Here is an 11,269-nt window from a genome sequence, read left to right as displayed (position 1 = left end):
TGCTTCCAAATTAAAAATCGTTAACTCACCAGCGCTCTTTGAGCAGGTTCGGCTGAATACCATTGATTAAATGGGTATTACTGAACGGCTGCTTGATGCCAGCTTCGAATTCTTCGCGGAAATACTTAATTGCGCTTTGCAGTGGCTCAACCGCGCCCGGCGCATGCGCGCAGAAGGTTTTACCCGGTCCGAGGAAACGACACAGTTGCTCAAGTGTCTCGATATCCCCCGGCTGGCCTTCGCCACGCTCCAGCGCGCGCAGAATTTTCACGCTCCACGGCAACCCGTCGCGGCATGGCGTACACCAGCCGCAGGATTCGCGGGCAAAGAACTCTTCCAGGTTACGCACCAGCGATACCATGCCGATTTCGTGGTCTACCGCCATCGCCAGCGCGGTGCCCAGACGGCTGCCTGCTTTACCGATGCTTTCGAACTCCATCGGCAGGTCAAGATGCGCCTCGGTCAGGAAGTCGGTTCCCGCCCCGCCCGGCTGCCAGGCTTTGAATTTCAGGCCATCGCGCATACCGCCCGCATAATCTTCTAGGATCTCACGCGCGGTGGTGCCGAACGGTAATTCCCACAGGCCCGGATTCTTCACGCGGCCTGAGAAGCCCATCAGCTTGGTACCCGCATCTTTGCTTTTCGAAATGTTCTGGTACCACTCCACGCCGTTGGCGAGGATTGCCGGGACGTTGCACAACGTTTCGACGTTATTCACACAGGTCGGCTTGCCCCATACGCCGGAGGTCGCCGGGAAGGGCGGCTTGGAGCGCGGGTTCGCGCGACGGCCTTCGAGGGAGTTAATCAGCGCCGTTTCTTCACCACAGATGTAACGTCCTGCCCCGGTGTGGACAAACAGTTCAAAGTCGAACCCGGTGCCCATGATATTTTTGCCAAGCAGCCCGGCCTCGGTGGCTTCAGCAATCGCACGGCGCAGATGTACAGCCGCTTCGATATATTCGCCGCGCAGGAAGATGTAACCACGATACGCTTTCAGCGCGAACGCGGAGATCAGCATGCCTTCCACCAGCAGGTGCGGCAGCTGTTCCATCAGCAGACGGTCTTTATAGGTGCCCGGTTCCATTTCATCGGCGTTACACAGCAGGTAACGGATGTTCATGGATTCATCTTTCGGCATCAGGCTCCACTTCAGACCGGTGGAAAAGCCCGCGCCGCCGCGCCCTTTCAGACCGGCGTCTTTTACCTGGCTGACGATTTCATCCGGAGACAGGCCGGTCAGCGCCTTACGCGCGCCTTCGTAGCCGTTTTTGCTACGATATTCATCCAGCCAGACCGGCTGTTTGTCATCGCGCAGACGCCAGGTCAGCGGATGGGTTTCGGGAGTACGGATAACGTTTTTCATTTATACCGCTCCAGTAGTTCAGGAATGGCTTCCGGGGTCAGATGGCTGTGAGTATCCTCATCAATCATCATGTTCGGCCCTTTATCGCAATTCCCCAGGCAGCAGGTCGGCAGCAGCGTAAAGCGACCATCAAAGGTCGTCTGCCCCGGTTTGATGTTGAGATTTTTTTCCAGCGCGGCCTGAATCCCCTGATAGCCGGTGATATGGCACACCACGCTGTCGCAGTAGCGAATCACGTGGCGACCGACCGGCTGACGGAAGATCTGGCTGTAGAATGTGGCGACGCCTTCGACGTCGCTCGCCGGAATACCCAGCACATCGGCAATAGCGTAGATCGCGCCGTCCGGCACCCAGCCACGCTGCTTCTGAACGATTTTCAGCGCTTCAATGGACGCCGCACGCGGGTCTTCGTAGTGGTGCTTCTCGTGCTCTATCGCTTCACGCTCTGCCGCACTCAGCTCAAAAGCCTCGGTTTGTGGTTGTTGATTCTCGTGCATAATTAGCGGTCCACATCTGACATAACAAAATCGATACTACCCAGATAGACAATCAGGTCGGAGACCAGGCTACCGCGGATCGCCGAGGGAATCTGCTGCAGGTGCGCAAAGCTCGGCGTGCGCACGCGGGTACGGTAGCTCATAGTGCTGCCGTCGCTGGTCAGGTAGTAACTGTTAATCCCCTTAGTCGCTTCCACCATCTGGAAGGACTCCTGCGCCGGCATCACCGGGCCCCAGGAGACCTGCAGGAAGTGGGTGATCAGGGTTTCGATATGTTGCAGCGTGCGCTCTTTCGGCGGCGGCGTGGTCAGCGGGTGATCCGCTTTGAACGGGCCTTCCGGCATGTTATCGAGGCACTGCTGAAGAATGCGCAGACTCTGGCGCAGCTCTTCCACTTTCAGCATCACGCGGGTATAGCAGTCGGAAACACCGCCGCCCACCGGCACTTCAAAGTCAAAGTTTTCGTAGCCAGAGTATGGACGCCATTTACGCACGTCGAAGTCGATCCCGGTCGCACGCAGCCCTGCGCCGGTGGTGCCCCACTCCAGCGCTTCTTTCGCGCCGTAAGCGGCAACGCCCTGCGAACGCCCTTTCAGAATGGTGTTACGCAGCGCGGCTTTCTCGTAAGAATCCAAACGCTTCGGCATCCACTCAAGGAACTCTCGCAGCAGGCGATCCCAACCGCGCGGCAAGTCGTGCGCGACGCCGCCGATACGGAACCAAGCCGGGTGCATACGGAAACCGGTAATGGCTTCCACCAGGTCATAAATTTTCTGCCGGTCGGTAAAGGCAAAGAAGACCGGCGTCATCGCGCCGACGTCCTGAATAAAGGTCGAGATGTACAGCAGATGACTGTTAATGCGGAACAGTTCGGAGAGCATCACGCGGATGACGTTCACACGATCCGGGACGGTGATCCCTGCCAACTTTTCTACCGCCAGCACGTACGGCATTTCATTGACGCAACCACCGAGATATTCGATACGGTCGGTATAGGGAATGTAGCTATGCCAGGACTGGCGCTCGCCCATTTTTTCGGCGCCGCGATGGTGATAGCCGATATCCGGCACGCAATCGACGATTTCTTCGCCGTCAAGTTGCAGGATAATACGAAACGCACCGTGCGCAGACGGATGGTTCGGGCCGAGGTTGAGGAACATAAAGTCCTCGTTGTCAGTCCCGCGCTTCATCCCCCAGTCTTCCGGCTTAAAGGTCAGCGCTTCCATTTCCAGATCCTGCTTAGCTTTGGTCAGCTCAAACGGGTCGAATTCGGTCGCACGCGCCGGATAATCTTTACGCAGCGGATGGCCTTCCCAGGTTTGCGGCATCATGATGCGCGTCAGGTGCGGGTGGCCTTCGATATCAATGCCAAACATCTCCCAGGTCTCACGCTCGTACCAGTTGGCGTTAGGGAAAAGTTTAGTGAAGGTCGGCACGCGAAGGTCGTTTTCAGACAACGCCACCTTGAGCATGATATCGCGATTACGCTCAATGGAAATCAGGTGGTAGAAAACGGAAAAATCCGCGGCGGGTAACCCGTCACGGTGCGTACGCAGGCGTTCATCCATGCCGTGTAAGTCAAACAGCATGACGTAAGGTTTCGGCAGTTTCTTTAAGAAATCGCCAACCTCCAGTAGTTGTTCACGCTTGACCCAAACAACGGGGATACCGGTGCGGGTCGCCTGAACGGTAAAGGCATCCGGCCCAAAACGGTTGCGCAGTTCGCCGATAACCGGATCATCAAGATGATCGCGGGTACTCCATGCAGCGTCTTGCGCGGTTAAGTCGGTCATATTGTTCACCATTGCAAATGGTCCGTGGTGGTCGGCAGTGCTTCGCGCTATTAAAATAGTGGTTAGCGAAGTGAAGTGCTGCTGCCGACAGGCGCAAATTAAATCTCGTCCGGGGTACGCAGGTTCGTGACGGCAATACGCTCGCCGCGTTTACGTTCGCGTTCTGGCTGCATATTGGCGCGATACACGCCCTGATCGCCCACCACCCATGAGAGCGGACGGCGCTCTTTGCCAATCGATTCTTGCAGCAGCATCAACGCCTGCATATACGCTTCCGGACGCGGCGGACAGCCAGGGATATACACATCCACCGGGATAAACTTATCAACGCCCTGCACTACCGAATAAATATCGTACATGCCGCCGGAGTTGGCGCAGGCGCCCATAGAAATGACCCATTTTGGCTCCAGCATTTGGTCATACAGACGCTGAATAACCGGGGCCATTTTGGTAAAGCAGGTACCGGCCACCACCATCAGGTCAGCCTGACGTGGCGACGCACGCAACACTTCCGCGCCGAAACGGGCGACGTCATGCACTGCGGTAAAAGAGGTCACCATCTCTACATAGCAGCAAGAAAGGCCGAAGTTGTAGGGCCAAATTGAGTTTTTACGGCCCCAGTTAACCATGTCATGCAGTTTGCCCATGAACACGTTTTTGTTAACTTCCTGCTCCAGGGGGTCAGTTACGATCTCCTGTTTTTGCAGGGGGTAACGGTCATTCTCACCGTTAGGATCTATGCGGGTGAGCGTATAATCCATCTTAATGCCTCGCGGTTAGCGTTGACGATTAGCGATACTGTTCGTTTCCGGGTTCATACGCTCGCGGCGTGAACGCGCGGGCGTCCAGTCCAACGCGCCAATACGCGCCAGATAAACCAGACCAGCCAGTAACACAAAAATAAAAATTGCAGCTTCCACAAAGCCAACCCAGCCGCTTTCGCGGATAGAAGTCGACCATGCGAACAGATACAGCGCTTCAACGTCGAAGATAACGAAGAACATGGCTACCAGGTAAAACTTGGCAGACAAGCGTAAGCGGGCGGTGCCGACCGAGTCGATACCTGATTCAAACGGAACGTTCTTGTGCCTCGCGCGTGCGCGACCGCCCAAAAACCAACCGCCTACCAGCATCAGGCAGCACAGGCCAATGGCAACGATAAGAAAGATAGCGAATGCCCAGTGATGAGCGATGACTTCAGTGGATGTTGACATACTCATTGCTTACTCATCAAAAGTAGCGCCAGTTTCTCTGCTCTTTACGGCAGATGGGCGCCACATCGATTCATGGGGAGGAATAAAAAAAACCCTACAATTACTGTAGAAAATGATAAAAACAGCTAATTGATGTGGTTTTTTACTCCTTTCTATAACCTTTTGTCAACTTTAACAAAAGTTCCTTCACATTAATTTACATCAATTCATCATCATTAACATTAAGTGCCATCCTGGAGAAAATGACTCTTCGACCAGGGGGGATTTTATGTTGTTGAATCGTGTCCGTTGTGAAGCAAAAGAAATAACACACACCTATTTTGACAGGAATTTGTGAAGATGCCTCCCCCTAAATGGGAGTATTTTCTTGATCTGTGACACGCTTTTGTTAATTCACCCCCTAAAACAGCAACAATTTCTCTAGTTTTTTAACATGCAAATTCATAAAATGGATGTTCTGGTTATTTTTTACCCACATTGAACTGCGAATCGCTACTGGCTGATTTACCGCAACTTTTACAATTTGTGCGGTTAAGCGCGTACAGATGGGCACAAAAAAAGAGCCACTGAGCGTTTTTTCATCGCCAGCGGCTCTTTTTTACATTTACGACTTAGCGCCTTTTGCCTGCGAGCTACTCAAAACCCCCTTCCACCATCAGCGGATCATCTCCGCCCTCTGCAGAAAACTGGTTGTAATGCAATGGGTTTTGATAGCTTTCCATCGCATGGAAAATCACCATCGCCAGCTCGTTCTGGCTATTGGGATCGCGGCACAACAGATATTCCGTATCCGGCAAAGGCGGTAATCCGTCTGCGACGCCCAGCACGCGAAGGTCGGGACTCATCATTTCGACAGGTCGAGCCGTTACGCCAAGACCAGCTTTAACGGCCGCGCGTACCGCCGGTAATGTAGACGCCACATAGGCCAGCCGCCAGGGAATACCCGCTGCATTTAGCGTCTCCAGCACCATATCGCGGAATGGGCTGGGATCGTCCAGCAGGACTAATGGTACGGGCTCTCCCCTTTGCAAAACATACTCAGCCGCACAATACCAATGGGTGGGCGAGGTCCGCAAATTCAGACAGTCCAGCGAATGAGGTTGGTTAGTCGTCACCACCAAATCTACTTCCTGCGATTTAACCATGTCCACCATATAGGCGTTGCGTTTTACCCGTACATCAAGCGCGAGTTTCGGATAAACCGAGCTGATTCGGCTAAGCAAAAAAGGCAGGATAGTATCAGCTGATTCATCAGAAGCGCCGATTGTTAACACTCCCTGAAGATTACTGAACATTAATGATGAACACGCCTCATCATTAAAACGCAGGATTTTTCTGGCGTACCCCAGAAGCTGGATACCGTGTTCGGTCAAAAGTTTGTTACGGCCATGGCGGGCGAACAATTCCTTTCCCACGAGTTGCTCAAGACGCTGCATTTGCTGACTGACCGCAGACTGAGTACGACATACCGCCGCCGCCGCCGCGGCGAAGGTGTTCAGATCGGCAACGGCCACGAACGTTCTCAGCAGATCGAGATCGAGGTTAATTATCGGACGATTTGCATTTATCATAATTTTTCACTTACTGGCGGGTCATATCGGGCTGACCTGGTTAATGCTGTGCATTCAGAAACAAGCAATTCCATTTGTAATGTGCATCCTTCGCAGTACCGCCTGGTTACCCAGGTAAATGTTAGAATGTAATTGAAAATACGACAAAAACACTTCTCTTACTTACTGATATAATACCAAATGCAACTGATCGGGATATATCAAAGAGAATGTGTCATACCTTTAGGCGTCTACAGATTTCTGCTAATGATGGACGTGTAAATCTTGTAACAGCGTCAAATAGTTTACCGAGACGCACAGATACAAAAACAATATATTGAACAATAGATTATGTATAAAATCGCGTCATGATAATTAGCAGACAACGCAGACTACGCCCCCGTTTCGGATCATTATCTTAACCTAAAACCGCTATATTTATAAGTATTATTACGAATAATCTTAACCTAGGATATGTTATACTAATCGGACCAGAAAGATATTATTACGACTTTAGTAAATGCTTTTTAAATATTAAATAATAATTAATTAAGATTTCTACCATTCATTAATTATACTTAACAATAGTTTCACACCCCCCGCCGCCGGAAAGGTCTAACCTTCTCATTTTACCTTTAATACTCAGTATTTCCGAAATAGCCAGCGCGACACTAATGATGAATGCTTATCTCTCATAAAACAGATAATTTCTAACAACATAAAAAACCACAGTACGAGCAATCACATAGAATAAAACACTATACATACAGACAAAAATAGAAAATGCATCTAACCAAATGATTTTATGAAGTTTTAAACAGTACGAAAGCGCGTTAAAAATAAACAAAATCTTCTTCTGTTCACTCTTCAAAACTCACCGTCGTGGGAGTACATTGTTTCGTGCTGACTTCCACGGCAGGGAGTGGCAATAACAGCTAAAAGGTCAAGATTCATGTCCCCCATTGAAAAATCCAGCAAACTCGAAAATGTCTGTTATGACATTCGTGGCCCCGTTCTGAAAGAAGCGAAACGCCTTGAGGAAGAAGGTAATAAAGTTCTTAAACTGAATATCGGCAACCCCGCCCCCTTCGGATTCGAAGCGCCGGACGAAATTCTGGTCGATGTCATTCGTAATTTGCCGACGGCGCAAGGATATTGCGACTCGAAAGGGCTTTATTCCGCCCGTAAAGCAATTATGCAGCATTATCAGGCCCGTGGAATGCGCGATGTAACCGTGGAAGATATCTATATCGGTAACGGCGTTTCCGAGCTGATCGTTCAGGCGATGCAGGCGTTGCTTAACAGTGGCGATGAAATGCTGGTTCCCGCGCCCGATTATCCGTTATGGACAGCGGCGGTATCGCTCTCCAGCGGCAAGGCGGTACATTATCTTTGCGATGAATCTTCCGACTGGTTCCCGGACCTTGACGATATCCGCGCCAAAATCACCCCACGTACGCGTGGTATTGTCATTATTAATCCAAACAACCCTACTGGCGCCGTCTATTCTAAAGAATTGTTGATGGAAATTGTCAACATTGCGCGCGAGCATAATCTCATCATCTTCGCCGATGAAATTTATGACAAGATTCTCTATGACGATGCCGAGCATCACTCTATCGCCGCACTGGCGCCTGATCTGCTGACCATCACCTTTAATGGGTTGTCTAAAACCTATCGCGTCGCCGGCTTCCGCCAGGGCTGGATGGTGCTGAACGGGCCGAAAAAACATGCGAAGGGCTATATTGAAGGACTGGAGATGTTAGCCTCAATGCGCCTGTGCGCCAACGTCCCGGCGCAACATGCTATTCAGACCGCGCTCGGCGGCTATCAAAGCATTAGCGAATTTATTCTGCCGGGCGGCCGACTGTATGAACAGCGTAACCGCGCCTGGGAGTTGATTAACGATATCCCCGGCGTTTCCTGCGTAAAACCGCGCGGCGCGTTGTACATGTTCCCCAGGATCGACGCTAAACGTTTTAATATTCACGATGACCAGAAGATGGTGCTGGACTTCCTGCTACAGGAAAAGGTGCTGCTGGTGCAAGGTACCGCCTTTAACTGGCCGTGGCCGGATCACTTCCGCATTGTGACGCTACCGCGTGAAGATGACCTGGAGATGGCCATCAACCGTTTTGGGCGTTTCCTCTCAGGTTACCATCAATAATCTTAAATTCAGGCTACTTCGGTAGCCTGAATTGCATCTTCATCTCCCTCCCCGCACAATGAAGTCTGCCGCAGTGAAAACAAAAGGTAATCTATGAAGCAGAGCCATTTTTTCGCCCATCTCTCCCGCATGAAGTTGATTAACCGCTGGCCGCTGATGCGTAACGTGCGTACGGAAAACGTCTCCGAACATAGTCTGCAGGTGGCGATGGTCGCCCATGCGTTGGCGGCGATAAAAAACCGTAAATTTGGCGGTCAGCTCAATGCTGAACGCATCGCGCTTCTGGCGATGTATCATGATGCCTCGGAAGTACTGACCGGCGATCTGCCGACGCCGGTAAAATATTTTAATTCCCAGATAGCCCAGGAATATAAAGCGATCGAAAAAATCGCCCAGCAAAAGCTGGTTGATATGGCGCCGGATGAATTGCGCGATATTTTCGCACCGCTTATTGATGAGAATGCCTGGAGCGAAGAAGAACAGGCAATCGTAAAACAGGCCGATGCGCTTTGCGCCTACCTGAAATGCCTGGAGGAGCTATCGGCGGGAAACAATGAGTTTGGCCTGGCAAAAACGCGGCTGGAAAAAACGCTGGAATTACGTCGCAGCCAGGAGATGGACTATTTTATGGCGGTGTTCGTACCAAGTTTCCATCTTTCTCTTGACGAGATAAGCCAGGATTCACCGCTTTAGTTGCCGGATGGCGGCTAACGCCTTATCCGGCCTACCGTTCTTCCCGTAGGCCTGATAAGCGCAGCGCCATCAGGCCTTTTCCTGTCTGGGGTTAAAACGGAAACAACATCGGAATCATCACAATACAAACCGCCATCACAATAAGCGTGAACGGCACGCCAAGCTTCACAAAATCGCTAAAGCTATAGTTTCCCGGCCCCAGAACCAGAGTATTGACCGGCGATGAAACCGGCGTCATAAAGGCGGCGGAGGCCGCCATCGCCACCGCCATCGCAAACGGATAGGGCGACACCCCCATCGATTTCGCCGCCGCCAGCGCAATCGGCGCCATCAGCACCGCCGTTGCCGTGTTAGAAATGAACAGTCCTATGACGGCGCACAGCACGAACAGGCATCCCAGCATCATATACGGCCCATAGCCGCCGCCGATATCCATTAACCCTTGCACGACCAGAGAGACGCCGCCGGTTTTTTGCAACGCCAGCGCAAACGGCATCATACCCACAATCAAGATAATACTCGGCCAGTGGATCGCTTTATACGCGCTTTCAGCATCAATACAGCGAAATTTTCCCATCAGCAGGCAGGCGATAATCGCCGCGATCGGGTTGGGAATTTCATCGGTCAACATCAGCGCCACCATCAGTACCAGGCAGAAAATGGCGTGCGGCGCCTGGCTGTGCGCAGGAGAGGCTTCGCTGACCTCGACCGGCATATTCAGCACCACAAAGTCGCGGCCTTTTTGCCCCAGCAGGCTGATTAACTTCCAGTTCCCCACGACCAGAATGATATCGCCCATCAATAACGGCTCATCGGCCAGCGACCCTTCCAGCGCGACGCCGTCGCGTTTCAGGCCGACCACATTCAGCCCGTAACGTGTACGGAAGGCGATTTCACGCACCGACTTGCCAATCAGTTCAGACTCCGGAATAAGCGAAATTTCCGCCATCCCGACATCCAACGCCTGATCGGAAAAATATTCTCCTCGCAATACCATCGGTTCCAGCAGTTGCTCGGCGCAGAACTCTCTGAGGTCAACCTCCGCCGCCGACATATCAATCAGCAGAACGTCGCGAGCGCGAAACTCCGATACGCCGTTCACATTGACGATAACCCGCCGAAAGCGCCGCCAGCGTTCAACGCCGATGACATTGGCGCCGTAACGTTCGCGCAGTTTAAGGTCGTCCAGTCGCTGTCCCACCATCGGCGAACCGGGGCGAATCGCCAGACGGCGAGCGCGCCCCGTCAGACGGTACTCGCGGATAAGATCGCGGAAAGTGCGCCGCTTACCGGCCTGTTGTCCGGGCGCATCGCCTTTTAGCATGAAGCGCATCACCAGCATATAAACAATGCCGAGCGCCAACACCACTACCCCCAGCGGCGTCACGCTAAAAAAGTTGAACCCGTGCAGGCCTTCACGCAGCAGTTCACTGTTAACCACCAGGTTCGGCGGCGTCGCCACCAGCGTCATCATTCCGCTGATAAGCCCGGCAAAACTCAGCGGCATCATCAGGCGCGAAGGCGAGGTCTGCATATGCATAGAAACGCTAAGAACAACGGGGATAAAAATCGCCACCACGCCGGTTGAACTCATGAAAGCGCCAAGTCCGGCGACAGTGATCATCAGTAAAACCAGCATTTTGATTTCACTGCTGCCCGCCATTTTAACCAGCCAGGTACCGACCACCGTAGCAACGCCGGTGCGCACGAGGCCGTCGCCAATAATAAATAAGGCGGCGATAAGAATGACATTCGGATCGCTAAAGCCGGAGAAGGCTTCCGGAAGGGTCAAGGTACCGCTAAGGACAAAAGCAACAATGACGAATAAAGCCACCGCATCCATACGTACTTTGCCCGTCGCAAACAACACGACGGCAATCGCCAGTAAAGAGAGAACCCAAATCAATTCACCGTTCACAACATATCCTTGTCAGATGAGAAGATAACGAGATTCTGCCATAAATATGCCCCGCCAAAGCGGGGCGATATCAT

At 52.2% G+C, this 11,269-nt stretch carries 10 protein-coding genes; 2 read left to right on the top strand and 8 right to left on the bottom strand.

Features of this window, described 5'->3' with window-relative positions:
• Positions 1 to 25 precede the first annotated feature (25 nt).
• The 7 genes from nuoF to lrhA all read right to left on the bottom strand — a co-directional run bounded on the left by nuoF (position 26) and on the right by lrhA (position 6,438).
• The gene (gene nuoF / locus LDB27_RS07000; RefSeq protein ID WP_000800048.1) at positions 26 to 1,363 is read right to left on the bottom strand and encodes an NADH-quinone oxidoreductase subunit NuoF; all 1,338 of its coding nucleotides are present in this window, start codon (positions 1,361 to 1,363) and stop codon (positions 26 to 28) included.
• A complete protein-coding gene (gene nuoE / locus LDB27_RS06995) occupies positions 1,360 to 1,860 on the bottom strand; it encodes an NADH-quinone oxidoreductase subunit NuoE (RefSeq protein ID WP_000545038.1) in 501 nt (166 codons plus the stop codon). The genes nuoF and nuoE overlap by 4 nt, the downstream gene beginning before the upstream one ends.
• Before the next feature lie 2 nt (positions 1,861 to 1,862).
• Positions 1,863 to 3,665, bottom strand: a complete 1,803-nt coding sequence (nuoC, locus tag LDB27_RS06990) for an NADH-quinone oxidoreductase subunit C/D (protein WP_000247855.1) — start codon at positions 3,663 to 3,665, stop codon at positions 1,863 to 1,865.
• An 86-nt stretch (positions 3,666 to 3,751) separates the two neighbouring features.
• Complete coding sequence (nuoB, locus tag LDB27_RS06985; RefSeq protein ID WP_000386728.1) at positions 3,752 to 4,414, bottom strand: NADH-quinone oxidoreductase subunit NuoB; 663 nt, start codon at positions 4,412 to 4,414, stop codon at positions 3,752 to 3,754.
• A gap of 15 nt (positions 4,415 to 4,429) precedes the next feature.
• A complete protein-coding gene (gene nuoA / locus LDB27_RS06980) occupies positions 4,430 to 4,873 on the bottom strand; it encodes an NADH-quinone oxidoreductase subunit NuoA (protein WP_000062993.1) in 444 nt (147 codons plus the stop codon).
• A gap of 394 nt (positions 4,874 to 5,267) precedes the next feature.
• Positions 5,268 to 5,420 (bottom strand): STM2329 family putative cytoplasmic protein, encoded by a 153-nt coding sequence (locus tag LDB27_RS06975; protein ID WP_001121022.1) that lies wholly within the window; start codon positions 5,418 to 5,420, stop codon positions 5,268 to 5,270.
• A 79-nt stretch (positions 5,421 to 5,499) separates the two neighbouring features.
• Positions 5,500 to 6,438 (bottom strand): transcriptional regulator LrhA, encoded by a 939-nt coding sequence (lrhA, locus tag LDB27_RS06970; RefSeq protein WP_225519932.1) that lies wholly within the window; start codon positions 6,436 to 6,438, stop codon positions 5,500 to 5,502.
• Between the two features lie 931 nt (positions 6,439 to 7,369).
• Between lrhA and alaA the strand changes: the two genes are divergently transcribed.
• Complete coding sequence (gene alaA / locus LDB27_RS06965) at positions 7,370 to 8,584, top strand: alanine transaminase AlaA (protein WP_000074540.1); 1,215 nt, start codon at positions 7,370 to 7,372, stop codon at positions 8,582 to 8,584.
• Positions 8,585 to 8,677: 93 nt separating this feature from the next.
• Positions 8,678 to 9,277 (top strand): 5'-deoxynucleotidase, encoded by a 600-nt coding sequence (gene yfbR, locus LDB27_RS06960; RefSeq protein ID WP_000813882.1) that lies wholly within the window; start codon positions 8,678 to 8,680, stop codon positions 9,275 to 9,277.
• A 91-nt stretch (positions 9,278 to 9,368) separates the two neighbouring features.
• Here the strand turns inward: yfbR and LDB27_RS06955 are convergent, their stop codons facing one another.
• On the bottom strand, positions 9,369 to 11,195 hold the full coding sequence (locus LDB27_RS06955) for an SLC13 family permease (protein ID WP_001012861.1): 1,827 nt from the start codon (positions 11,193 to 11,195) through the stop codon (positions 9,369 to 9,371).
• Positions 11,196 to 11,269: the final 74 nt, after the last annotated feature.

The sequence above is a fragment of the Salmonella sp. JXY0409-18 genome (assembly GCF_020268625.1).
Lineage (GTDB): Bacteria > Pseudomonadota > Gammaproteobacteria > Enterobacterales > Enterobacteriaceae > Salmonella > Salmonella enterica.
The sequence above is the reverse complement of the archived record's forward strand: the minus strand, read 5'-3'. Positions and strand labels throughout refer to the sequence as shown.

Excerpts from the sequence above, each read along its gene's own strand:
- alaA (WP_000074540.1), top strand. The coding sequence starts at position 7,370 with ATGTCCCCCATTGAAAAATCCAGCAAACTCGAAAATGTCTGTTATGAC.
- nuoE (WP_000545038.1), bottom strand. The coding sequence starts at position 1,860 with ATGCACGAGAATCAACAACCACAAACCGAGGCTTTTGAGCTGAGTGCG.
- lrhA (WP_225519932.1), bottom strand. The coding sequence starts at position 6,438 with ATGATAAATGCAAATCGTCCGATAATTAACCTCGATCTCGATCTGCTG.
- nuoA (WP_000062993.1), bottom strand. The coding sequence starts at position 4,873 with ATGAGTATGTCAACATCCACTGAAGTCATCGCTCATCACTGGGCATTC.
- nuoB (WP_000386728.1), bottom strand. The coding sequence starts at position 4,414 with ATGGATTATACGCTCACCCGCATAGATCCTAACGGTGAGAATGACCGT.
- yfbR (WP_000813882.1), top strand. The coding sequence starts at position 8,678 with ATGAAGCAGAGCCATTTTTTCGCCCATCTCTCCCGCATGAAGTTGATT.
- nuoC (WP_000247855.1), bottom strand. The coding sequence starts at position 3,665 with ATGGTGAACAATATGACCGACTTAACCGCGCAAGACGCTGCATGGAGT.
- nuoF (WP_000800048.1), bottom strand. The coding sequence starts at position 1,363 with ATGAAAAACGTTATCCGTACTCCCGAAACCCATCCGCTGACCTGGCGT.